Consider the following 23091-nt stretch of genomic DNA (forward strand, 5'->3'; position numbering starts at 1 on the left):
TATACTAGCTAATTAGTGCTGCAATAAAATGATTCAGGGCTTTAAGTGCTGCTTTGTAGCCTGGAGCTTGCTTACCTAACTTCAATTGTAGTAAAACTTGGTCACGTAAGGTTTCAAGTGTTGCCACCAACAGTGGCGTAGTCGCAAGTTCAACAACAGTAGTTTTGGCTTGATTTATCGGCTCTTTTTCCCATGTAATACTTGGACTAGCATTGTCCCTAAGCACCTGTTCCAAGTAATCAGATCTAGTCATACCAAAACATTCAGCTGCGATCCCCAAAGCTTTCCAGGTATCATCAGTTAATCTTAGTGAGCGCACTTGACGATAATCATCGTCCTTGAGCGCGAACTTCCCTTGAATGTCCCGCTTCAACATTACTCTACTCTTCTCCCGTGTATTACACCGTAATTTTAACCCTTAATCGGTATCTTTCGGACGTAATATGAAGAATTACACCCAGGGCATATTTCTGCGCGATACGGCTTGAGCCGTTAAGCTTCGCTTATCGCCTCCTTCGATGTATTACACGGAAAGACCTGACCCCTCTTACCGTGTAATACACCGTTGGGCTGACAAACCCTTCCCCAAGTATTACACGGTATCACCACTATCAGATCCACAATCACGTTGAAACCTTACACAGTAAGGCATTAATTCCTCTCACCCTTTCAACCAGGAGCAAACGCACAGCAATAAAGTCTGACACTGAAACCCTACTAAAAAAGACACTGCTCCGCTGCTTTTGGGTAGAAAACCCTTTGTTAAAGGGCAATTCCGGTAAATCTAGGTGATAACTTTATTGTCATTGGCATCCCCCTAAAAAAGGTGTGAGTTCAGTTCAGGGTAAAACTTTATTGTCAATTCAGGTTGTACAGCGCACGTAAAATCAAGGTTTCTGGGTAATACCACTCTTAGAACATTATTGTTTCTCTACACCGTGTATTACACCGAAAGTCAGTGCGATAAGCACCATGAGCGGCTTGCGCCGAAGCGATAAGCCGGGGGAGGCTTGCGCGATCGAGCGATCGCAGTCTTTTTTGTGAATTCTCTGTATTTCCATGTATTACACGGAACGTTTGATTTCCCTCGTACCGCGTAATACACCGTTAAGCTGACAAATCTTTTTCCAAGTATTACACGGTATCACGATCGTCAGATCCAGAATCACGTTAAAACCTTAGTGTGTAAGGTTTTAATTCGTCCCCCCCTCACAAAATGAGCGAACGTACAGTTCCTAATGGTTAGGTAGACTTTTGCACTGCCAACCTTTTTTAAATAATCGCTTGTCAAAAGCAGGTATAATCACAAATGTTTTTGGAGCGGCATATACGAGGACTTGTATTGATGGCTGTTAAAGATCGCGATCGCCCTAGAGGCGGCTACCAGAGGGAGCATCACCATGGGCGGTGTTCCTTGGGCGATCGCTATCCTCAAAATTGGGATGAAATCGCCCTTGCAATTAAAGAGAAATCCGATTGGCGATGTACTAAATGCGGGTTGCAATGCTTGCGTCCAAGCGATGATGCTTCACAACTTTCTCGCTCGGAAAGAGCAGCACGAATGCTAACAGTTCACCACCAAAATTACACACCAGAGGACAATAGATTAGAGAATTTGCGTGCTTTGTGCAGCGCTTGTCATCTTGCCTACCATACTAGAAGAAGAAGTAATGTTTCGCCCGGTCAACTATCTTTATTTTAAGGATATTTAAAGAAATGTCTAGTCATTCTAATAGCGATAGTCTGGATGAAAAAATCATTCAATTATTTCTCGATCTGAAAGATGATGTCAGACAAAATTTATCTAATAAAATTTTACATTTTCTTCAACATACCGATACAAATTATCCGGAAGACTCGTCAGAAAAAATAGATTCTACTTCAAATTTCTTTGAAAATATCTTTAATCAAGTATTCCAGAGCAACATTTCTTTAATAAGTTTAGAATCCGATAAATTTCCCGAAGGTCTCCAACCAAATATCTATGATATAATAAATAACAACATTCAAAATTTTAAAACTCACTCCTGCTCTCTATTTCAATCACAATCATTTGAAGCTATACCTACGGCAGCACTTATGCTTTCTAGCATTAACTCTCAAATTAAAAAAGAAGAGGTTTGGCAACCAAATGAAGATGGAAGAGCCTACTCACAACATAAAGCTAAAGAGAATTCTAAAAATTATATTGAGCATTATATTACAACACCTGGGGATATAACCTTACTTCCTTGGAATGAAGCCCTACAAATTATCGATAAGTTTGGGTTTACCAGTGCCAAACTGCACTTAATCTTTGCTGCTTATACAATGAAGCAGGAAAGACCTTGGGAAAGTTTATTTGTTCTCAACGCTAGCGATTTGATAAAAGAAATGGGTTGGGATAAGCGAACTGATTTACCCAAACACCAAAAACTTTTAGAAATAGCAAAAACTGCGTTTGCGTTGGATTGTTTGTTAGTGAAAGCAGTATGGATAGAAGGCAGAAACAAAAAAGGTGGTATAAATGCCAGTACACCTATTGGGCGAATGTGGAATATCGCGATCGCATCATACGGTCAGGTAGATTTACACTTAAAAATAGAGGAGCCTGAGGAAGTTAAGCTCATTGTCCAACCAGGGGCTTGGACTAAACTTTTTTTAAACCAAGCAGGAGCCGAATCAAGGGAAGCTCTATATCAGTTTGGCTACTTAGCTCAGCAAGTTTTGAAAATTGACCCCTATCATGAAGAACTTGCATTAAGGCTGGCTATATATTTGACATTAAATAGTCGCGTTCGGCTTAATGGAGAATACTTTGTCTTGGAGCTATTGGAAATTGCATTACCCACAACGGTTATTGCTCAAGCCAAAGTTGACCGAGCCAAAGCTTTTAGCCTAAAGCAGCGTTGGGATAATGCTTTGAAGCTACTACTCGAACTGGGTTGGCAAATTGTATTTGACGCGGAAACCTACCCCGAACGGTTAAGACCAAACTGTAAGGAAAAAAAACCTAAGGGCTACTTCAATAAGTTACTGGATGCCAAGCTTACCATCAAACCCCCAGCCCCTATCCCCGAACTAACAGCATCCCCAGTAAAACCCAAAGCAAAACGAGTACAGCCCAAAACCAAGGATACACTACCAAAAGACATTAGTTTGACTGGCAACCAAGTGAGAGAAGCACGTATTGCTAAGGGATGGTCCCAAGCTAAGCTGGCTGGTCTTCTGGGTGTCTCCCAAAATCTTATCTCACTTATTGAACGAGGCGATCGCACTATCAATTCACAACAAGCCGCCCTCATCCAAGCACTGCTCTTTATTAACCAGACATCCTAAGACATCCTTCAACAATTCTTGTTTCTACCAGAATTGTCAGCTCTTAAACATCAAATATTAAGTATTAATACTCAAGGAATCTTAACGACCATCCGGGGATTCTAAATTCTGGTTTACAGTGATTGGCGCTCGCCCGTGCAGCAGCTGTAAAATGAAATTACTAGACCTAGAATACATATGGTAACCGTTTATTTAAAAACCGGAGAAATCGTCCAGGTGCGACCAGAGGAACTGGAAGATTTCATTTATGCAAACATTGAGAAAATTCAACCTATTCGGGTACAACGCCGCCGGGAACGCAAGGGCACTATACCCAGTAATGATGCTGCCAGCATTAGCAGTAGATAATGACTGTGACGTTGAACGTCTCGCCGTCAAATTCATTTGCATCTAGCTGCTCAACACTGGCAGCGAAAAATATATTGCAACTTCGGAAAACTCTGTACTCAGTTCTGGGATTGTCCCTAGGTTGAGGAATGTAATCCATTTCTGAGCCTAGTTCAACATAAGCGAATAACCCCAGCCGCCCTTGAAAAAGTCCATCAACCGCTCCATTAGACTCGGCAGCGTCAAAGTTTTCACGATCAACTTTTATTCTAAAAACCATACTCACACCTACAAAACTAGTGTTGCAAAATTTCTAACTAAATACAAACAGAACAAAGTGTTCAAAAATTCTGTACCAAAACAGTGGGCAATATTAGAGTCACCAATTGGTTTCACTTCGCTCTGCTGAAAGGGCATTCCCGGCGCGATTGTTGGTTAAACATCACCTCCTGTAATGAAAAATCCTCAGTTCTGGGGGATACCTGGTGATAGAGTTCCACGCAGTTAATCTCAAAACTTAGAGTTCCTCGACTTACAAAAAATTAGCATTTCATGTACGGGCAGTTTTTAAACGTTGATGTTTCAACGACAAAACCCGAAATTTAAGCAACTCTCTAGATCTGCTATTAGCTCCCTTCTAAAAAAAACAAAAGCTTTGAATCTCTTATATTTAGTTTTCCAACGAATTCCATCTCCACAAGAAAAGCTCCAGTCCCACAGAAAGGATCGAAGACTTCAAGATTAAGATAGTTCTTGATAATAAGAATCGTGAATCGGGGGGGGTAGAGGCAGCCTGCGGATGCCTCTGCCTCCCTCTCTTATTTGTAATTATCATTAATATGTAACTTAATATCTATACTTAGACGTATTGACAAAAGTAACTCGTTTTTAACTTGTTACCAATGCCCAGGGAGCGACTGTGAACGCCTGGTTTTTTTTCTAGTTTTGTTTTAACCCAAAAAATTCAAAAAATTGGCTTCAAAACCTTGCCCAGTATATGTTTGAGCTTTAAAACAAAGACTCTAGAATCCCCTAACAAAAACTCTAGAATCCCCTAACAAAAACTTTTAAAAAATCCTTGTTCCATAAGGGTTTCAGCATTTTATACCCGGAAAAAGTACTAAAAACGGCAATTTTAGCTTGTTTTCACAATATGGCATGATATTTAGAACGACTCCCACGTCCGCCTGTGTCAAAACAAGTGGGGCTTAAGACCCAGGCTGTAGCGGGGGTAAACTTGCTTGAAATGCATTTATTAAGGGGTTTTGTGTATGAATTGTCAGCTTTACTGCCCGTCATCTCACTCGGGGACATTATTTACCCAAAAAGAAAAAAAAGTTGGATAGCCCCTAGGTGCTTGGTCTCAGAATCTAAAGCCTAGAATAGATAACCGCTAGGTGCTTGGTCTCACCGCTAGCTAGAAGGGATAACCAAAAGGAACCCGCTTGCTAGAAGGGATAACCACCGAGCCAAAAAAGACGACTGCTAATCGTCTTAGCTAGTTGGGCAACCAACAGCAAAACAAACTAATTTAAATTTCTTTATCAATTCTAGGCTATAGCTTTCTAATCTCCAAAGCAATTAGTGGTTATCCGAAATTTGCCACAAATATTCGGATAGCTAAAGATGAAACGTACAAGACGTGTAAAGACTCAGCCAGCAATTAAGGGGCAATTACCAGCAGACCCAGTGGGACAGCGATATGTCAATCGCTTCTACCACGGATTCCATGCGATAATCGCGCCCGTACCACTATTTGGAGCTTCGCCTGATTGGCGCACAATTAACTATCGCCTACAGCCATCCCAACTGTGGGAACTTCACCAAGATAATACCAAACTTGTTGGTATTCGGTTCGATACAACAACGCTGTACGCCACTATTGACCTCGATACTGGCGGCGACTACCACAACCTGGAATCTGTAAAGAAAATTAAAGCAGCGCTAGAAAATATTGGCATAGTCGATGTAGTGCCTAGCCAATCCAGCGAGAGCGGGGGTTACCATTTAGTTCTGCCGTTAGAAGAACCCGTACACAGCTTTGGGCTGGCTTGTGCGTTGCAACAAACATTAACAGATGCGGGATTTCAGGTGCGCCAAGGGCATTTGGAAATCTTTCCCAATGTTAAAGCCTACTGTCCCGATCGCCCGACGGACTTCAACGCCATCCGAGTTCCCCTGCAAGCGGGCTGCAAATCTTTCTTGCTGGATGACGAACTCTCAGCAATTGGTAATGATGTTTCTACATTCCTAGACCATTGCGATCGCGCTGCCTATAAGCAAGACTTGAAGCATCTAAACAAAGCGATAGAAAAAGCTTATAAGCGCCATGTAAAAGAGAAATACCGCAAAAAGACATCACAAGATGCAGAAAAATGGCGCAGAGATTGGGAGAAAATCATCGCCACTGGATGGACTGGTTTCGGGCAGACTAACGAAATCCTGCCAGTTATTGTTGGGTATGGCATAGTATTTTTGCGTTTGTCAGGTGATGATTTAGTTGACTATGCTGTATCCACAGCAACCAACGCCCCCGGTTATCTTCAGTATTGCCGCCACCAGCACGAAATCAAAACCAGAGTCCTCCACTGGATGCGATGCAGCGAGCGTAATGATTATTATTCTGCCTACCCATCCTATCCGCAACGACTGGAGGGTACATTTTCTGCCACATTCGCAGAAGCGATCGCTTTTCGCGGTCACACCAACACCAAAAACAATATAGTCACCTTTGAGCGCTGCGATCGCCGCCAGGAAATGAACTTAGAGCGCAGCCTCAAAGCCCAACGGCGCATCCAAGTGGTAGTACAAACCCTGGAATGGAATGGTGGGTTGCCGGATGGAGCCACAAACCGGGCGAAACTCATCCGCGAAGCCTACAAACAACGCTTCAACAAGTCTCTCAGTCAAGAGACTTTACACAAATATTTACACTTATGGCATCCAACACGGTATGTAGCAGATCCTTGGATAGAAAATAGCTGCGAAGATTGCCAGATGGGCGATTACGCGCATTGTGCAGGTACATCTGCCATGACTGATGAATTGAAGAATGCTCAAAACCCTTGCCAAATCGATGAGTACGAGCATTCCCCCTATATGAAGGTTTTATGTTTACCTCCCGCCGCCACCGCCCCTCAAAGGCGGGTGGCGGCTGAGGTAACTGAATTTAGGGGAGAGTCCGAGAGGGGAACGCAGCCACCACCCGCTGTAAAAACCCCTACTTTGAATGGCAAACCACAACAGAGCGAAACAACTCCCAGTGCGATCATCAATGCAGATCCACTATCTGATGCAGCAATTGAGGAGATTAAGCGAGCCACGAGGTTGCGGCTCCAAGCGGGAGCATACGCCAACAAGGTTTTGCAAGAGTACAGATTGATGACAGGAAGATTTATTTGCGGCTCTGAACGCTCTAGTCTGTTAAAGATTGCCAAAATGCAATTCTACCTTGATTCAGAGTGCAATAGCTTAATTGCAGAAGCCTTGGAGTGGGCAGCTGCTAATCCTGGTTGCTTACCGTTTACTTTGGAAACAGCTTTTCAAGAACGAGGCGGTTCGTAGCGTAGCGATCGCTTGGGCGCATGGACGGCGTAATCGCTCGCTTGCTCGCCCTACCTATTCCTCAAATATTCCCCTTTCCCGCTTAAAAATCTAGGTTCTGACCATGGATGTAACAAAAAACACTTGTATAAAATTCTCTTTACAGTTTGGTATTGAAATTGATTATCCATTGGTAGTCAATTGGGACTTTTTTACTGTACGTTCGCTCATTTTGTGAGGGGGGGACGAATTAAAACCTTAGTGTGTAAGGTTTTAATTCGTCCCCCCCTCACAAAATGAGCGAACGTACAGTCAGGACTGCTGTCCGCCCTCAGGATATTCGCCGCGCTATTGCAGAAGAACAACCGCAAATCGTCCACTTTTGCGGACACGGGCTCGAAGATGGCAGCTTGCTGTTAGAAGACGACTCAGGAGAAAACAAGCCCGTTCCAGCAAAAGGACTAGCATCACTGTTTCAGTTGCACGCAGATTATGTAGAATGCGTACTGCTTAATGCCTGTCATTCTGCTAAACCAGCTATTGCAATCAGTGAATATATTAATTATGCGATTGGAATGAATCAGCCCATTGGGGATAAGGCAGCGATCTCATTTGCTATTGGGTTTTACGATGGATTGGGCTACGCAACTCCAGACAATCAAGACGTGTTTCAAAGGGCTTTTGAGGAAGGGAAAGTTGCAATTCAACTAGAACATCTTTCTGAAGGTCAAATTCCGGTTATTCAAACAAAAACTAAAGATAAACCATATAAACCAATGGATGAGTCAAAGCAACTTGATGCCTTCAAAAGAATCATTGACATAATAAAAGAACAAAAAAATAAAAAAATTGATGTCATAACTATAAGTGCAAATAATTACGACTCTTTTCTAGAAGTAGATAGAATTGTGGCAGAGCATGAGTCTGTAGTTACAAATCGACATTCTTCAGCTGGAGGTTCTGGTGCAAATACAGTTTGTGGATTATCAAGACTAGGTAAGAAAACGGCTATAGTAGGTTGTATAAAGGATGATGTTGAGGGCAACGAAATAAAAAAGTCTTTTCAGGAATTTTCTGTGGATAGCAAACTACTCATTATGGAAGATGATGTATCTTATCCCGATCTAAAAACAGGCAAGACATTAATATTGGTTGAAAGGTTTACTGGGAAAAGGCTAATCGCAGTAACTCCAGGTATTAACGACCATTTATCAAGAATACTTAGAGCCAATAATGAAAAAGAACTAGAAAAGGTGGTAGCGCAAGTTAAAGAAGCGAAGATTCTTCATTTAACATCATTTACTGGGACACCTGAAAGGGAGTTGCAGTCAAGTATCTTGAGACGAATTAAGGAGGAAAAAATAGACGACATAATAGTATCTTTCACACCAGGAGCTATATATGTTGCAGAAGGTCTCAATCAACTAAGTGAAATTTTAGCAAGGACACACATAATGTTCTTGTATGCTCAACAACTAAATCAACTATTACAGCGTGCTAAGGAAAAGAATGAAATAGAGGAATTTAGAACAAATATGTCTTTAGAGGAAGAAATCCCGGTTTTTTTAGATTGGATGATTAAAAGAGGTATAACACACCCTATGATTATTGTTATTAAAGATTATTCACAAAAGCGCTCGAACAACGTATATCAAAACCGCATTTATGTAGCTAGTATCGAAAACACTAGCACAAGGCATTTTTGTCATCTACCTCAGAGATTTAACGTGTCAAATATAACAGAGTTTTCCAAAGACACTACGGGTGCTGGTGATGCACTCGCAGCTGGTTTTTTATATGGAATATTAGAAGGAGAAGACATTGAGACATGTGCTGACTTTGGGTTTATCATGTCTAGAGAGGCATCAAAGAAATTTGGAGCCAGATCAAATCTCCCCGATCAATATTTATTAAGAGACTATTTGTCACAAAAAGTCATCGCGTAATATAGCGGTTTTCAATTGGATGCAATACATCAAATAATTAAGGAACCGCAGTCTGTAGCAGATGAACACAGATAAATCTGTACTTCATTCAAGTGAGTGTGATTTGAACCACCTCCTGACCAAAATTTTGAACCATACCTTGACCAACGCAACGTAACATCAAGGGTTACAGCGTGCATCGCCAAATTACATTTTGTATCAAATCGTGACCGTTGTCGAAATTGTGAATCATACTGTGTCCTAGAGTTGAAAAACCCAGCCCAAGAAAAGTACCAGCGTAAAAACCTCGTTTTTCGTCAACTTTAGGACGCAATATGCTTCAAAATTGACAAGTTATGGTTCAAAAAACGCTTTATTACTGTTTTTTAGTCAACAAGCGTGGGTTGAAAACTCGCTTGTTGACCAACGTTTAAAGGTACTCAAGAGTGAAGAAGCGATGAATTCAGATGAGTTTGAGTATTGGTTGTGCCAACAACATTATTCGGCACAAACAATTGATTTGATTGCCACCATTCGGTCGTCCCCACCGTCGCGTAGAGTACAATCCGGAAACAAAAATGTCAGTGGCGTGTACCCCAGCAGAAAGATGGGTGTGACAATTCAATTCGAGAGCAGAACAGTGGAATTGTGGGCAATTTACCACATGGAACACGACCCCAAAGTTTTAGAGTTCTACGACCAACCACCACCCTTCAAAATCCAGTATAAAAACTCCTCAGGGCGTAACATAGGGCACTTTCATACTCCAGATTTTTTTGTATTGCGTTCAGATGGCGCAATTTGGGAGGAGTGGAAAACAGCGTCGGAATTAGAGAAGTTAGGACAAAAATACCCCGGACGCTATCAAAAAACACAGTCTGGTTGTTGGCGCTGTCCCCCAGGAGAGGCTTACGCATCACAATTTGGTCTAAAATATTGTGTCCGCACTGATGCCGAGTTAAATCCCGTATTCACCCAAAACCTGATTTTTTTGGAGGATTACTATGGAAACAAATCCTCTTTGATAACTTTTTACTCAGAACCAATTCGTTCCTTAGTACAAGAAAACCCTGGAATCACAATTGCAGCATTGCTAGGAGAGTTGGTAGAAGTATGTGCCAATGATGTATATATAATGATGGCAACCCAGGAGATATACGTAAATTTATCGTCAGTACACATCATTGAGCATTGGCGGACGCAATTGTGGCCCGACCAACAAACCCATGATGCTTATACGCACATTACGACTGTATCGGACACTACTTTAGTAGGCAGCATACATCCGGCAAAACTCTTGCCGAATACGCTTTTGATGTGGGATTCACAGTTGTGGACTCTAGCTAATAAAGGTGAGAAAACAACGACGTTAATACCAGAGTCTGGCTTTCCAATACAGTTACCAACACCATTTTTTCTCCAGTTATTTGACAGTGGCACGATAAAAGTTCACGACCAAGCACAGCGCACAACAAATGAAGCTGTACGTGCTTTAATGGATACCGCTTCTGTTGCTGACTTAAAGGAAGCAAATCGAAAATTTAATATAGTACAAGCATATTTTCAAGGACATACTGATATTTATTCTGACACCAACCCTCGTACCTTGCGTCGATGGGCGCAGCAGTTTCGTGATGCAGAAGCGACCTATGGTTGTGGCTATGTTGGTCTGCTACCGCGTAAAACCAAACAAGGGAATCGCCAACCAAAAGCACCAACTCCCTCAAGTGAATTATTAGATAAATTTATTAAAGAGCATTTTGAGACACCAAGACAAGCGACAGCAGCCTCAGTATATCGCGCATATGCCCGAGCTTGTAGTAACTTGAGCATACAACCTCTCAGCAGTCGTACTTTTTATCAACGTCTAAAAAAACGCCCAATCCACGAACAAACTTTAAAGCGTAAAGGTGCAAAAGCCGCATATGCAATAGAGCCTTTTGTATGGTTCCTAGAAAAAAACACGCATCCTCACGGTGTACGTCCGTTTGAAATAGTACATATAGACCATACGGAGCTTGATATCGAATTACGCTCAATCGCTACAGGAAGATTGCTCGGCAAGCCCTGGCTCACCCTATTAACCGACGCATATTGTCGTCGGATACTTGCAATATATTTGACATTTGACCCTCCATCTTACCGAAGTTGCATGATGGGTCTGCGTATTTTAGTCCAGCGCTTTGGTCGTTTTCCCTCAACACTAGTGGTCGATGGAGCCAAAGAATTCAATAGTATATATTTTGACGCTCTACTTGCCCGCTATCACTGCACTAAAAAGGTACGTCCTGGTGGCAAACCCCGTTTTGGCTCAGTAATTGAACGATTATTTGGTACAACCAATACTGAGTTTATCTACAACTTACTGGGTAACACTCAAGCTAGCAAGCAGCCGAGGCAACTGACCAAAACTGTTGACCCAAAACAGTTAGCTGTTTGGAATTTGGGAGATTTATATACTTACCTGTGCAAGTGGGCTTACGAAATTTACGACGACCACCGCCATTCGGGGTTAGGCGCATCCCCGTGTGTTGTTTATAACGAAGGATTATCAATCGCTGGAGAACGCGAGCATCTTATAGTTACCTATGACGAGGATTTCCTGATGACAACGCGTCCGGGTACAACCAAAGGTAAGGCACGCATTCAGCCAGGACAAGGGATTAAAGTTAATTATCTTTACTATTGGAGCGATGCTTTCCGCAACCCAACCGTAGAAAAAACTGACGTACCAGTGCGCTACGACCCTTTTGATATGGGGATAGCCTATGCTTATGTTGAGGGACGCTGGGTGAAATGCATCTCGCAATATTACGGTATTTTTAACGGACGTACAGAAAAAGAAATACTTTTAGCCGCACAAGAAATCAGACAAAATTCCAAACGCAACGCAGTTTCTACGAATTTGAATGCCAAACGTTTAGCCGACTTTATTGCGTCGGCTCAAGAACATGAAGCAATACTTGTGCAAAGATTGCGCGATTTGGAAAGTAAAGTTTTGGTTGAAAATTCCAACTCAATAGAAGTTGTACCGCAATCCAACCAACTGTATCCGACAGAATTTTTGATGACAAATGCCCAAGAGGTAACATTTGCTTCTAAGTCTGAGTTAAATACACAAGTGTTGGATGTAACACAAATACCAATATTAGAGGAATACCGCTAATGCCCGAGATTGACAAGCAAAGACTGCTAACACAATTTAAGGAGTATGCTGTCTTACATCCACAGTTGGCAAGAGTTGACGCACATCTATTGCGTGCGATTAGAGAACCTGCGGGATTCGCTCACGTACTGGTCTATGGTCCTTCTGGTGTTGGAAAAACGACCATGATACGGCAGGTTGCCAAGCGGTTAAATGAAAACGAGATTGTCTATACAGCATCCAACGATTTAGGCATAAACCGTCACATACCTCAATTGCCTCTATTAGTTATGGAAACCCGACCACCAGATGGTGGAGTATTTAATCGAACTGACTACTACCGCACGGCGTTGAAGTTTTTGGGCGAGCCATTCTACGAGCGTCGAATGCTCGTAGACATTGAAGCGACCGAGACATGGGAGAAGAAAGGACGCGGACGCAGCAGCAAAACAGCGCAATTTAATGATTCCCCAGAACTGCGTCATGCATTGGAAGAAGCTATGGTCAAACGTGGCGTGCGTGCAGTGATTCTCGATGAAGCGCAACATTTGATGAAGATTGGTACTGGCAGTAGCGCTGGCAAACTTTTAGACCAGCTGGATTGGATTAAATCCATGACGAATGTTACAGGCGTGCTGCACATTCTGATTGGTACTTACGAACTTCTTAATTTCCGAAATTTAAGCGGACAGGCATCCCGACGCGGTTTGGATCTCCACTTTAAGCGCTACTTGTACCAAAACGAAACAGACCGTCTGGATTTTCAAGCTACACTACTGGCGCTCCTCAAACAAGTACCAATGGAAACCGATATTCCTGACTTAATGCAGCGTTGGCTTTATTTCTACGAACATTCCATTGGTTGTGTTGGAGTACTTAAAGATTGGCTGATTCGAGCCGTAGCAGCAGCTTTAGATGATGGAAGTAACGCACTAACTTTACAAAGATTGCACGAACACACCCTAACTTTAGCCCAATGTGAGCGCATGGCTCTAGACGCTACCGAAGGGGAGCAAAAACTCAGTTACATGGAAAGCCGACGGGAACACTTGTGGCATTTACTACAAATCGGAGATCCTTCAAAAGATATACCCACCAGTGCAGCCCCCAATGAAACCTCGCCCGTTGAAACTGGAGCTGACTCACCCCAAAAGCCACCGCCACCGCCAGCAAAGCGTACCCGCAAAAAAACCAATGCAGCCGCACCGCCTCTAAATACAGACGCAACACTCCACGTTCCACCGATAGAACCCGCCCCAAAGAAAAAGCAGACTCGCAGCAAGAGCAAGAAAACAGCATCAAAACAGGAGTCGGAAATTACCCTCAAGCCGCAAGAACAAGAGATTCCTGACCCAATTGCAACGGAGCTGACGAACGGTGCTGCAGCCCCTGCTGTACAGCCCACAGCACAAGAGCAAGCTTCCCCAAACATCAAGAAAAAGTCGGGTACGCGTGTTGGACAACGCAAACCTCAACGAGATGCGGTCGGAAAAAGTACGAGTCTTTAATTCTCAAGAATGATAATCATAGGCGAGGGGGAGAGGATGCCCTTGGCTTGCTCTCCCTTTTTCTTTTTTATAAGAGAGGGTTGAGCGTCGCTCAACCCTCTCTCCACCCCTATCCGATTATCATTTTTATTTAAAACTCATTTTTCAAGTTATGAAGCATATCTTGTCCTAAGTGATTTTGAAGCATATCGTGTCCGTTTGGTCAAATTATGATTCAAATCACAGTGAGAACCGCTATATTTCCTACAGTCTTATGCCCACTCATCAAAAAACCCGCACGTGGCGGGTAAGAACCAAAGGGTTTAAAACATAGACAAACTGTTAAATTTTCTTAATATTTACCTCCATCTTGGTCATTGGGCTTTGGGCTTTGGGCTTTGGGCTTTGGTCACTGATTACTGGTCACTGGTCACTGTTCACTGGTCACTGCTAAACTGTTACCAACTGACGGTTGGTGCGAGAAATGGTATTAGCTGCGGTAACAGCAGTGGACTTGGTAACTTGCTTGTGCTTCACGATATCGCAGACAGCTTCCAGTGCTGACTCAATGGAACCTTGCAACCAAGCGGGGAATCTAGAGCAATGTTCTCCCGCAAAGAATAGGGTGTTTTGGGGTCTTTGCGCTGCCAAGTAATTGGATTCGCTGTCATCCCAATGAATGGTGCATCCGCCAGCACTCCACTTATACTCACCCCAAGCAATGGATGCTTTGTCTACGATCGCACCTGGTACATTCAGTTCTGGGTGAAGTTTGCTCACAGTATTTTGTACGTAGTCAAAACGCTCAAGTTCGGACATTTTGCCCATGCGATCGGCATCATCACCGATAGTATAGCTTGCCAACATGACGCTTCCACGCTCTGGATTGAACTTCACACTTGGGTAGTAGGTTTGACGCACGCCTTCACCACTGAAGGAAGCACCGCCCTTGATACCCTCTTTTGCCCAGAAAGCTTCCTTGGTATGAAATGCTACCTTTGTACCGGGACAGTAAACGGTGTTGTGGATGGAGTCTAATTTCCGAGCGTCAAAACCATTCAATTCCATTTTACGAAGTACACTGAAGGGAATGGTGCATAATACGTAGTCGCATTTCTTGATGTGGATTTGACCGTTTTGTTTCCAAGCGATCTGGATATAATCTTTTTCCACACGCAAAGCAACCACTTCAGCATTGCATTGGATGTCCGCTTTGATGGAAGTTGCCAAGCGCTGAATCAGTTGATCCATTCCGCCTTTGAGTTGCAACAAGTCGTGACTGGTTTCGGTCATGATGTCGCCAAGGAAGATATCCAATCCTTGAGAACACTTTGCACGGAAGCTAGGATTTTGAGTCAGGAAGGAGTGCAGATCGATAGTTTCACCATCTTCACTGAAATAGGGATCTAAATCCAAGCGCTCCAACTCATCCATCAAGTGAGATTGCAAATCGCGCTCAAAATCAGAACGAAGATTGCCAGGAGCGATGGTATTGATGATGGTTTTGAGCCAAGCCGCAAACAGACGAGTTTTTTCGCTGTAACGAGTGTCAGTCAACAGACCGCCTTCCGTTTGTTGCAGCACTCTCGGTGCATCTTTCATGCGGATAACTTTGCCATCAATATTCATTTTGGCGTTGCTTTCCTCAAACACGGTCATAAACTTGCACAGCTTGTCTATCGTGTTTATTTTAACGGGACAAATGCATTTTCATGTAACTTGACAAATATATTTATATATGTTATTAGGAAGGACGGTTATAGTTGTGCGAAGGATTTTACCTCAGGAGATCGCCAATAACTAGCATTGTGTAGTTCGGTGTTGCGATTCGCATGAGTTGTTATCAGCTACACATTGGCGGTTCGTCTCTCCGGATAGAAACGTCAACACCCCGCACTAAAGGAGTTGGAAGCGATGTTTGGATTAACAGAATGGCGACAAACCAGATTTTATCAAGAAGTTAGGGAGGAAACAAAGTTAGAAACAGTTCCAAAACTGTCAAAAGAAGGATTAAGCGTAGAACAAATAGCACGGGTACTTGAACTAGATATTGAGGTAGTACGACAAGCTATTAACCAACAAAATGAAGAATCAAGAAGCTTTGTAGACAATTCGCCCTAACTAGCTGAGCGATCGCATTCCTCACAGAACTTAGGCTCCATAACAGGTAGATAAAGATACGAGTTCAAGAGTCCATACCGGAAGCGGGGACACTCTACGGATAAATCCGGCTGGCTCTGTTAATTTGGAACTCTGTAAGTTTGTGAGTTCGGTAGTTTGTTATAACATAAAAAGTTTTTTAAGAAGGTGAGTGTAAGGTGGGCGATAGGGATGGCGTTGTTAGCAAAGCGATAAGCACAGCTGTCACACCATCCGGGAAAATCAACACCGGAGGATGTGTGTTGTTAGGGATTGGCACGTCCATGAAATGGATGTTGCAGATGCGTGATTTTTCTACTGTTAATGGGTAAATAGATTTACTGGCTGGTGGTCCACCTTGTCAGCCGTTTTCCATTGGTGGTAGACATGGTGCTCATCAAGACTCGCGGGATATGTTTCCCCGGTTTTTTCAAGCGGTGCGCGAGTTACGTCCTAAAGCTTTCCTAATTGAGAATGTGCGGGGGTTGCTGCGTCAAAATTTTCTCAATTATTTTGAGTATATTACTTTGCAGCTTGCCCACCCCGAACTACAGTCCAAACCGGATGAGTTTTGGGTTGACCATTTGGCTCGGCTGGAACGCCATCACAACAGTGGTGTCAGCGATGACCTTGGTTATCGGGTGATTTTTAGGTTGCTTAATGCGGCTGATTATGGTGTACCCCAAAAGCGAGAACGGGTTTTTATAGTGGGTTTCCGTTCCGATTTAAATGCTAATTGGTCTTTTCCCGAACCAACCCATACCTCTGAAGCACTCATTTGGCACAAGTGGGTGACTCTTGAGTATTGGGAGAGGCACGGTATTTCCAGTCATGACCGTCCAGAGATGCCAGCAAGCTTTAAACTTAATGACTTCAAAATTTGCACTCCTCAGACAGTTGGCAGGAGAATGATAGGTGCTGTTTAGTTATAATTGCTCATGCCAAGAGTCCCAGAAAGGGAAAATTACCCGAAACGTTTCTGGTAAGAAGTCGGCGGAAAAAGTAGAGAGGATAAGACCGCCTATCGACTCACCAAGAATCAAAATTTAATAATTTTTTATTTACTGTAATATTAATACTTTAGTACTAAAATCTTTATATACCATAGCTGATGTGGGCAATTAATGAGTGAAAGTATCGAAAATTGGATAAAAGCGTTACCCAAAAGATCAACCCCCACCTACAGTCAACGTTATCAATTTCAAATTAAATATTGTGGCACCGAAGAAATTCAAGTTAAAGACGGAGGAGAACAAATATGGGCTGATGGGATAAACACTCAAACCGGAGAATTACTTGAAGCCAAATTTGTTGATAACCCTACAAATAGCCCTTATGTAAGTGGGTCTAACATTCCGCCCTTTATCCGTACTAAAATAGTTAATGACGTAGAAAACGAATTTAGGCGTTATGCAGCAGTGATTAATGACCCGAATACGCCAGTAGAGTCACTACAAGTAATTGTTAATATTCAAGAAGCAGTGCCATTTTTTGAGAATTTACTCAAAAAATATAATATACAAGGTCATGTTGTGGTCAGATTTTAATAGGTAAAGAGGTTAGTCGATGGAATACTTAATCACCCCGCCAGAAGAAACGGATTGGCAAATTAATCAGTCAGATTTTGCTAACTGTCTTCTGAAAAAATGGTCAAATATTCAACTAAAGCAAATCACTAACCCAGATGACTATTATTGCCTTGAAGGATCGATCTCAGTAGCTGGTGATGGGCAAATGCTTGAAGTGGCTTTACACCGAGACAGGCAAGGTGTAAGCCTAGATGGCTATTTAGAAGATTGTGCATTTTTTGCAGTTTGGCTGCGTTCACTCGTGACTCAAAATCAGAAGTTAGTGTTTTATGACCAAGGATATAATGTCCATATTGAACTAAAGCAAAACACAACAAAGTCAGAAATTATTAATTCATTTATTAGTACTCCCCAGCCATTGCTATAAGTAAGTCGTCACAATTAAAGTGAACTAGTCAGTCCTCGTCATTGGTCATTTGTCCACAACAGCTTTACTAGGCAAGCACGTTACAACAAGCTTCGGGAATTTCAAAATGGAGATGAATTCTGCTCGTGCTTGCAAAATGGTACCAGCAGTACCAGAAAAAAGAGATGTCTTTGTGGCTAATAACAGTTGAGTTTGTTAAGAAGCCTAAACAAAATTAGCAGTAGAAATGCTTAATTTTGTTTATTACATGACTAGTCGCCAATAGACGGCGACTTTTTTAGTCTTCTCGCTTTTTAAACTCTGTAAGTTCGTTACTCTGTTACTTTCAGACTTAGTGCTACGGGTTAGTTCGGCTTCATTGGTACCAGCTAACTCCTGCTGTTTGCCCAACACCCCAGTCAACAGCAATTCGGTGATAGGTGTTCTCTGTTATCCTCTCCCCTCCTTACCTTAATCTTTAAGATGCGTGCAAAATGTAACCAATTTAGTTCATTATAGTATCATCTAGTGATACTATAAGAATGGAACTTAACAGTAAACACCAAAAAACTCTTGATGCTCTTTTTCAAAACCCCATCAGATCCGATATTTTATGGAGTGATATCGAGTCTCTCCTAATTGCTCTTAGTGCAGAGGTATCAGAGGGAAGAGGATCGAGAGTCAGATTTGCTCTTAATGATGTAAGAGCTACGTTTCACAGACCACACCCTGAAAAAGAAACTGACAAAGGTGCTGTTAAGTCGATGCGGCGGTTTTTAACAGAAGCGGGGATTCAAAATGATGAAGTATAAAGGATATGAGGCAATTGTTGAATTTGATGATGAGGCAGAAATTTTTCACGGTGAAGTCATTAATATTCGGGACGTGATTACTTTTCAAGGTCGTAGTGTAGACGAACTAAAGCAAGCTTTTGCTGATTCAGTGGAAGATTATTTAGATTTTTGTAGAGAACGCGGTGAGGAGCCCGATAAACCATTCTCAGGTAAATTCATGGTAAGGATTGACCCGATGTTACACAAAAAAATTGTGGCTAAAGCAAAAAAAGAGGGGCAAAGCCTTAACTCATTGGTTGAAAAAAGCTTGTCCCTATATGTTAGTTAAATGAGTTAACTCATACTCTGTTAGCTTGAGACTCTGTAAGTTTGTTACTCTGGTACTTCCAGACTTAACGCTTGGTAAAGGAAAAGGAGCTTGCTTATCCCCTCGAAATCAGTTAGCATTAAATTTGCATCATATTTAGTGCAAGAGTAGGATATGGATATTAGCCGAGACATCGATTCGCTTTCCAACTTCAAACGGAATACGCCGAAGTTTCTTGAGCAGATGAAAGAGACAAAGGAACCTGTAGTGTTGACCATTAACGGGAAGGCAGAGCTGGTGGTGCAGGACGCCCAAGCATATCAGTCCCTTCTTGACCGTATTGAGTACCTGGAAACGGTTAAAGCGATCTCGCAGGGCTTACAGGATGTAGAAGAGGGTAAGACCGTTGCTCTAGAAGAGTTTGAAGCGAGAATGCGGCAAAAACATGGCATTCGAGGTTGACGTCACTGAACGGGCCAGCCAGCAGATAGAAGAAGCGTATTGTTGGTTAGCGGAGAGAAACCCTGTTGCGGCTAACAGATGGTTTAATGGCTTGATGACCGCGATTTACTCGCTAAAGGATTCTCAAGGGCGTTGTGCTAGAATACCAGAGCAAGACAACTTTCCCCAAGAGATTCGCCACCTGATTTACCAAAAAAAGTACCGCATCATTTTCCTGGTTCAGGATGAAGAAGAAACGGTATATGTCTTGGCCGTTCGCCATACAGCGCGGAAACCTTTAGAAAGTGAGGATTTAGAAGAGACCCTATAACCTGACTTTTCACGTCATCTGGAAAGTATCTGTAACTCTGTTAGCTTGTAACTCTGTAAGTTTGTTACTCTGGTACTTCCAGACCTAGCGTTTGGTAAAGTTCGGCTTCATTGATACCAGCTAACTCCTGCTGTTTGCTCAACAATAGGTCAACAGCAATTCGGATGAGGGTGTTCTCTGTTATCCTCTCTCCTCCTTTACGGCGTCGGTTGATTTTCCTCGCTAAGGTTGTCAATTGCTCAATTTGGTCTTCTCGAAGTCGCGCTTCTTTACGCACCAGTTGCAAATACTTGGGGATATTGCTTTCTGGAGTTTCTGGTTCTGGTTGAGTCGGAACTGATGCTACTGGTGATGGGGGGGCGGCTTGTGGTGGGGTTGGTTCTTCTGGTTGTCGTTGAGTTTCTTCTCTCACCAAATCGGAAAGATTTCGTTTCTTAGTCATTATTTGCTCTCCACTCGCGCAAGAGTTCATCGGCAACACGGTGATAATCGGATGCGGCTTCTTTGACGTTTTTGCCTTTGGCTTGGGTAATGGGTACGCCTTCTAGGGGGGCGCGTTCGTGGGCTTTGTAAGCGCGGACAAAGGCGTTGAACACTGGAATGCCTGATTCCATTAAGGATTTTTGAGCATCAAGCGCATCGTTAAGGCTTCTGGGGTCAACTTTGGTGAGGAGTACGCGATGGGTGACGCCAATGGGTGCGATCGCTAACCTCACTGTCTCAATCAGCGCTGTTAAATCCATTGGCGCGGGTTGAGTGGGTAGAACCAAATAATCGGATGCTTGCACGACTGCTTTTAAAGCATCAGACCGCAAAGCTGGTGGGGTGTCTACGACTATCAGGTCGTATCCTTGAATTTGACGCAGCTTGGTTAGGAGTTTGGGGTCAGTTTCGGTGGAGAGTTCAAACGGCATTTCGCCGCGATCGCCCCACCATGATGCAGATTTTTGCGGGTCGGCATCTACTAGCAGAGTGTTGAATTTTTTTGAGAGGATGGCGGCGAGGTTGACAGCGGTTGTGGTCTTGCCAGCGCCACCTTTTCCGTTTGCTATGGTCAGGATTTTCACGCTCGTCAGTTTGTAAGTCTGTAAGTTCGTGAGTTTGTTAATCTGTCACTTACAGATATTATGCAGTGAAAGATGCACTTGTTGTAGGCTGTGGCTGGAACGTTTTTGCCCATACATGAAAAATTTCACGCAACTTGCTACAAGTGGTGAAAATCAAAGACACTATCAGTAAAGTCTCAAGTATTTACTGCATAGAGAACAATCCCCAGTTCAAAGTTAGGACGGTATCCTCCATGTTCTGGTTCATAGTTAAATAACTTACTCGCAGGACCTACATTAAACTTACTGAGTTGCTGACTTAACCTGTGTATTGCTACCTTAAGAGGGGAATTTTGGTTTATCCCTCCCTCAATTTGCACTCCAGAACGCAAGCCACGTCTACCATCTGTCTCGTAACCAAAGGTATAATCTTGAACCGCCAAAGCATCGTATTCTGGAAGTTCGCTTGTCTGTTTTCTCGATTGACGTGGTGAGTAATTATAATCGTGCTCCCGAATAATGACCGGGGTCTGCTTTTCCATTTGTTGTGCCAAAAAAGCCAGTATTCTAAAAGCACTTGACTCTGGCTTAATTCCACGCAAGCGATCGAGTTTTTTGGAACCAGGCATTTCTAACAGGACTGACTTTTCTTTGGCTTTTTCCCAAAACTCATCTAACATCCTCTGCTTACCTTCCTTCGGTACTTCCTTCAGTAACAAAGCTATGGGCAGAAATCATTTGCCACAAGTTAAAAGTAAGTAAAATTTGTCAATACGTCTTTGAGTAGAAATAAAGTTAAATAAAAATGATAATCGTGTCGTTGGGGGAAGAGGTGAGCGTTTCTCGCCTCTTCCCCCAACCCTTTATTTGATTATCATTATTGATAATTCTTCCGGCAATATTTGCCAATCTAAAAAATCATGTGAAACTCAGTTAAGACAAGTAATTGAGTGATTGTAGAAAACCATGAGCCAAAGCCGAAAGACCAATCGAGATCACGCAAAAAAGACACAACGACCAATGGTGCAAGATGAGGTAATTGCCCAGCAGCTAGAAGCGTTACTTACTCCAGCCATCACCGCACAAGAAAATTACTATCGTCAATTGAGTTTAAGAGACAGAATTCTCAACTTACCGTTTATGGTAGCTGCGGTGCTAACTTTACTGTGGCGAGACGTAGCGGGAGTCACAGAACTGACAAGAATGTTAGCTAGAGAAGGTTTTTTGTGGTGTAGTCCCAAGACTGTTAGTCAACAAGCAATATCCCAACGGTTTTTAACATTTCCTGCTCAATTATTCGAGAAAGTTTTTAAGGATTTATTGCCAGATTTAAAAGCAGCTTGGTATACCAGAAATAGCCGTCCAATTCCTGAAAGTATTCAATTTACCCTGTCTAAGTTTCAGAAGATTTGGATAGTAGACTGTTCAACTTTAGAAGCGTTATTTTGTAAGCTCAAAAGCCTAGACAATGTTCCCAAAGGGCAACTAGCAGGAAAAATGGGAACAGTAATAGATTTAATGACCAGATTACCCATCGAGGTTTGGTTTAATGAAAATCCGAGAGCTTCTGATATTAAACTTGAGTCAAATATTTTAAATTTAGTTACAGCCAAGACGTTACTGTTACTGGATAGAGGATTTTATCATTTTAGCTTTTGGCTACAATTAATTGAACAAGAAGTTCACTTTATTACTCGTTTGAAAAAGGGAGCATCAATTAAGGTTGAGCAAGTGTTTACGGATAGTTATGCTCTCAAAGACCGTTTGATACGTTTGGGGTCTGGCACGAAAACAACTCCATTTATTACCTTACGTCTGGTTGAAGTTCGTTCAGAGAAAGCTTGGCATTCTTATTTAACTAGCGTACTTGACCCTACTGTTTTACCTCCCTACGTCGTGGCAGATTTATATCGACGAAGATGGAGAATTGAAGATGCTTTTAATACTGTCAAACGTCTCTTAGGTTTAAGTTATTTATGGACTGGTTCTCTTAACGGTATTCAGTTGCAAATTTGGGGTACTTGGTTATTTTATGCTGTGTTAGTTGATTTAGGCGATGCTGTAGCTGACGAGCTAGAGTTACCCTTTGACCAAATTTCTTTAGAGATGATTTATCGCGGTCTTTATCATTTTTACGTTGCTTATCAAAAAGGTAAGGCTACTGACCCAGTTAAATATTTTGCTTCCCCGGAAAATCAAGATTTGGGGATTGTTAAACGACAACGAAAACCAAATATTAAGTTAATCATTGCATCCTTTCCTGAAAAACAGCGAGGCACTGACCAATTTTTCTTCCAAGCTTCTTCTAAAAGCCCCTTGACAACTGCCTTGCAGCCTTAACTTGTGACAAATG

At 42.5% G+C, this 23091-nt stretch carries 22 protein-coding genes and 1 pseudogene; 16 read left to right on the plus strand and 7 right to left on the minus strand.

All coding sequences use genetic code 11. The annotated features are described in order from the left end of the window. Positions 1 to 4: 4 nt before the first annotated feature. Together F7734_RS33455 and F7734_RS33460 are read right to left on the minus strand one after the other, a co-directional pair. Entirely contained in the window at positions 5 to 376 is a 372-nt protein-coding gene (locus tag F7734_RS33455; protein WP_155745916.1) for a hypothetical protein, read from the minus strand. 544 nt (positions 377 to 920) lie between these two features. Then, positions 921 to 1061 (minus strand): hypothetical protein, encoded by a 141-nt coding sequence (locus F7734_RS33460; protein ID WP_155745917.1) that lies wholly within the window; start codon positions 1059 to 1061, stop codon positions 921 to 923. A 284-nt stretch (positions 1062 to 1345) separates the two neighbouring features. Between F7734_RS33460 and F7734_RS33465 the strand changes: the two genes are divergently transcribed. The 3 genes from F7734_RS33465 (at position 1346) to F7734_RS60970 (ending at position 3666) form a co-directional block, all read left to right on the plus strand. Further along, positions 1346 to 1702 (plus strand): HNH endonuclease, encoded by a 357-nt coding sequence (locus F7734_RS33465; protein ID WP_347566332.1) that lies wholly within the window; start codon positions 1346 to 1348, stop codon positions 1700 to 1702. 14 nt (positions 1703 to 1716) lie between these two features. After that, positions 1717 to 3318 carry a helix-turn-helix transcriptional regulator gene (locus F7734_RS33470; protein WP_155748847.1) on the plus strand — a complete coding sequence of 534 codons (1602 nt, stop codon included), beginning with the start codon at positions 1717 to 1719 and terminating at the stop codon, positions 3316 to 3318. A gap of 177 nt (positions 3319 to 3495) precedes the next feature. Further along, positions 3496 to 3666 carry a hypothetical protein gene (locus F7734_RS60970; protein ID WP_166482305.1) on the plus strand — a complete coding sequence of 57 codons (171 nt, stop codon included), beginning with the start codon at positions 3496 to 3498 and terminating at the stop codon, positions 3664 to 3666. On the opposite strand, the gene F7734_RS33475 is transcribed toward F7734_RS60970, so the two are convergent. After that, a complete protein-coding gene (locus tag F7734_RS33475; RefSeq protein ID WP_155748848.1) occupies positions 3653 to 3925 on the minus strand; it encodes a hypothetical protein in 273 nt (90 codons plus the stop codon). The genes F7734_RS60970 and F7734_RS33475 overlap by 14 nt on opposite strands. Positions 3926 to 5271: 1346 nt before the next feature. Between F7734_RS33475 and F7734_RS33480 the strand changes: the two genes are divergently transcribed. The 4 genes from F7734_RS33480 (at position 5272) to F7734_RS33495 (ending at position 13766) form a co-directional block, all read left to right on the plus strand. Next, positions 5272 to 7209 carry a hypothetical protein gene (locus F7734_RS33480; RefSeq protein ID WP_155748849.1) on the plus strand — a complete coding sequence of 646 codons (1938 nt, stop codon included), beginning with the start codon at positions 5272 to 5274 and terminating at the stop codon, positions 7207 to 7209. Between the two features lie 275 nt (positions 7210 to 7484). Next, a complete protein-coding gene (locus tag F7734_RS33485) occupies positions 7485 to 9134 on the plus strand; it encodes a PfkB family carbohydrate kinase (protein ID WP_155748850.1) in 1650 nt (549 codons plus the stop codon). A 325-nt stretch (positions 9135 to 9459) separates the two neighbouring features. Beyond that, the gene (locus F7734_RS33490) at positions 9460 to 12279 is read left to right on the plus strand and encodes a TnsA endonuclease N-terminal domain-containing protein (RefSeq protein WP_243147227.1); all 2820 of its coding nucleotides are present in this window, start codon (positions 9460 to 9462) and stop codon (positions 12277 to 12279) included. After that, a complete protein-coding gene (locus F7734_RS33495) occupies positions 12279 to 13766 on the plus strand; it encodes an ATP-binding protein (RefSeq protein ID WP_155748851.1) in 1488 nt (495 codons plus the stop codon). Before F7734_RS33490 ends, F7734_RS33495 begins: the two co-directional genes overlap by 1 nt. 429 nt (positions 13767 to 14195) lie before the next feature. Here the strand turns inward: F7734_RS33495 and F7734_RS33500 are convergent. After that, positions 14196 to 15422 (minus strand): annotated as a pseudogene (locus F7734_RS33500) (NAD(P)/FAD-dependent oxidoreductase); the annotation flags it as partial. A gap of 237 nt (positions 15423 to 15659) precedes the next feature. On the opposite strand from F7734_RS33500, the gene F7734_RS33505 reads away from it, so the two are divergent. The 8 genes from F7734_RS33505 to F7734_RS33540 all read left to right on the plus strand — a co-directional run bounded on the left by F7734_RS33505 (position 15660) and on the right by F7734_RS33540 (position 19692). After that, the gene (locus F7734_RS33505; RefSeq protein ID WP_155748852.1) at positions 15660 to 15866 is read left to right on the plus strand and encodes a hypothetical protein; all 207 of its coding nucleotides are present in this window, start codon (positions 15660 to 15662) and stop codon (positions 15864 to 15866) included. A gap of 392 nt (positions 15867 to 16258) precedes the next feature. After that, the gene (locus tag F7734_RS33510) at positions 16259 to 16810 is read left to right on the plus strand and encodes a DNA cytosine methyltransferase (protein WP_347566333.1); all 552 of its coding nucleotides are present in this window, start codon (positions 16259 to 16261) and stop codon (positions 16808 to 16810) included. A gap of 198 nt (positions 16811 to 17008) precedes the next feature. Then, complete coding sequence (locus F7734_RS33515; protein ID WP_155748853.1) at positions 17009 to 17431, plus strand: restriction endonuclease fold toxin-2 domain-containing protein; 423 nt, start codon at positions 17009 to 17011, stop codon at positions 17429 to 17431. Between the two features lie 19 nt (positions 17432 to 17450). Then, a complete protein-coding gene (locus F7734_RS33520) occupies positions 17451 to 17840 on the plus strand; it encodes a hypothetical protein (protein ID WP_155748854.1) in 390 nt (129 codons plus the stop codon). A gap of 521 nt (positions 17841 to 18361) precedes the next feature. After that, entirely contained in the window at positions 18362 to 18631 is a 270-nt protein-coding gene (locus F7734_RS33525) for a type II toxin-antitoxin system HicA family toxin (protein ID WP_155748855.1), read from the plus strand. Further along, on the plus strand, positions 18618 to 18941 hold the full coding sequence (locus F7734_RS33530) for a type II toxin-antitoxin system HicB family antitoxin (protein ID WP_207714279.1): 324 nt from the start codon (positions 18618 to 18620) through the stop codon (positions 18939 to 18941). Before F7734_RS33525 ends, F7734_RS33530 begins: the two co-directional genes overlap by 14 nt. Positions 18942 to 19094: 153 nt before the next feature. Then, positions 19095 to 19382, plus strand: a complete 288-nt coding sequence (locus F7734_RS33535) for a type II toxin-antitoxin system Phd/YefM family antitoxin (protein WP_155748856.1) — start codon at positions 19095 to 19097, stop codon at positions 19380 to 19382. Beyond that, the gene (locus F7734_RS33540) at positions 19366 to 19692 is read left to right on the plus strand and encodes a type II toxin-antitoxin system RelE/ParE family toxin (protein ID WP_155748857.1); all 327 of its coding nucleotides are present in this window, start codon (positions 19366 to 19368) and stop codon (positions 19690 to 19692) included. The genes F7734_RS33535 and F7734_RS33540 overlap by 17 nt, the downstream gene beginning before the upstream one ends. Before the next feature lie 64 nt (positions 19693 to 19756). Here the strand turns inward: F7734_RS33540 and F7734_RS33545 are convergent, their stop codons facing one another. From F7734_RS33545 to F7734_RS33555, 3 genes are all read right to left on the minus strand, one after another. Beyond that, complete coding sequence (locus tag F7734_RS33545; protein ID WP_155748858.1) at positions 19757 to 20134, minus strand: hypothetical protein; 378 nt, start codon at positions 20132 to 20134, stop codon at positions 19757 to 19759. Further along, positions 20127 to 20768 carry a ParA family protein gene (locus F7734_RS33550; protein WP_155748859.1) on the minus strand — a complete coding sequence of 214 codons (642 nt, stop codon included), beginning with the start codon at positions 20766 to 20768 and terminating at the stop codon, positions 20127 to 20129. Before F7734_RS33550 ends, F7734_RS33545 begins: the two co-directional genes overlap by 8 nt. Positions 20769 to 20935: 167 nt before the next feature. Further along, a complete protein-coding gene (locus F7734_RS33555) occupies positions 20936 to 21418 on the minus strand; it encodes a hypothetical protein (RefSeq protein WP_155748860.1) in 483 nt (160 codons plus the stop codon). A gap of 340 nt (positions 21419 to 21758) precedes the next feature. On the opposite strand from F7734_RS33555, the gene F7734_RS33560 reads away from it, so the two are divergent. Next, complete coding sequence (locus F7734_RS33560) at positions 21759 to 23078, plus strand: IS4 family transposase (protein WP_155748861.1); 1320 nt, start codon at positions 21759 to 21761, stop codon at positions 23076 to 23078. The last annotated feature ends 13 nt before the right edge of the window (positions 23079 to 23091 follow it).

The sequence above is a fragment of the Scytonema sp. UIC 10036 genome, from assembly GCF_009725235.1.

What these genes read in the sequence shown, in the direction of transcription:
- F7734_RS33455 (WP_155745916.1), bottom strand. Translation starts at nt 376, where the DNA reads ATGTTGAAGCGGGACATTCAAGGGAAGTTCGCGCTCAAGGACGATGAT.
- F7734_RS33460 (WP_155745917.1), bottom strand. Translation starts at nt 1,061, where the DNA reads ATGGAAATACAGAGAATTCACAAAAAAGACTGCGATCGCTCGATCGCG.
- F7734_RS33465 (WP_347566332.1), top strand. Translation starts at nt 1,346, where the DNA reads ATGGCTGTTAAAGATCGCGATCGCCCTAGAGGCGGCTACCAGAGGGAG.
- F7734_RS33470 (WP_155748847.1), top strand. Translation starts at nt 1,717, where the DNA reads ATGTCTAGTCATTCTAATAGCGATAGTCTGGATGAAAAAATCATTCAA.
- F7734_RS60970 (WP_166482305.1), top strand. Translation starts at nt 3,496, where the DNA reads ATGGTAACCGTTTATTTAAAAACCGGAGAAATCGTCCAGGTGCGACCA.
- F7734_RS33475 (WP_155748848.1), bottom strand. Translation starts at nt 3,925, where the DNA reads ATGGTTTTTAGAATAAAAGTTGATCGTGAAAACTTTGACGCTGCCGAG.
- F7734_RS33480 (WP_155748849.1), top strand. Translation starts at nt 5,272, where the DNA reads ATGAAACGTACAAGACGTGTAAAGACTCAGCCAGCAATTAAGGGGCAA.
- F7734_RS33485 (WP_155748850.1), top strand. Translation starts at nt 7,485, where the DNA reads ATGAGCGAACGTACAGTCAGGACTGCTGTCCGCCCTCAGGATATTCGC.
- F7734_RS33495 (WP_155748851.1), top strand. Translation starts at nt 12,279, where the DNA reads ATGCCCGAGATTGACAAGCAAAGACTGCTAACACAATTTAAGGAGTAT.
- F7734_RS33505 (WP_155748852.1), top strand. Translation starts at nt 15,660, where the DNA reads ATGTTTGGATTAACAGAATGGCGACAAACCAGATTTTATCAAGAAGTT.
- F7734_RS33515 (WP_155748853.1), top strand. Translation starts at nt 17,009, where the DNA reads ATGAGTGAAAGTATCGAAAATTGGATAAAAGCGTTACCCAAAAGATCA.
- F7734_RS33520 (WP_155748854.1), top strand. Translation starts at nt 17,451, where the DNA reads ATGGAATACTTAATCACCCCGCCAGAAGAAACGGATTGGCAAATTAAT.
- F7734_RS33525 (WP_155748855.1), top strand. Translation starts at nt 18,362, where the DNA reads ATGGAACTTAACAGTAAACACCAAAAAACTCTTGATGCTCTTTTTCAA.
- F7734_RS33530 (WP_207714279.1), top strand. Translation starts at nt 18,618, where the DNA reads ATGATGAAGTATAAAGGATATGAGGCAATTGTTGAATTTGATGATGAG.
- F7734_RS33535 (WP_155748856.1), top strand. Translation starts at nt 19,095, where the DNA reads ATGGATATTAGCCGAGACATCGATTCGCTTTCCAACTTCAAACGGAAT.
- F7734_RS33540 (WP_155748857.1), top strand. Translation starts at nt 19,366, where the DNA reads ATGGCATTCGAGGTTGACGTCACTGAACGGGCCAGCCAGCAGATAGAA.
- F7734_RS33545 (WP_155748858.1), bottom strand. Translation starts at nt 20,134, where the DNA reads ATGACTAAGAAACGAAATCTTTCCGATTTGGTGAGAGAAGAAACTCAA.
- F7734_RS33555 (WP_155748860.1), bottom strand. Translation starts at nt 21,418, where the DNA reads ATGTTAGATGAGTTTTGGGAAAAAGCCAAAGAAAAGTCAGTCCTGTTA.
- F7734_RS33560 (WP_155748861.1), top strand. Translation starts at nt 21,759, where the DNA reads ATGGTGCAAGATGAGGTAATTGCCCAGCAGCTAGAAGCGTTACTTACT.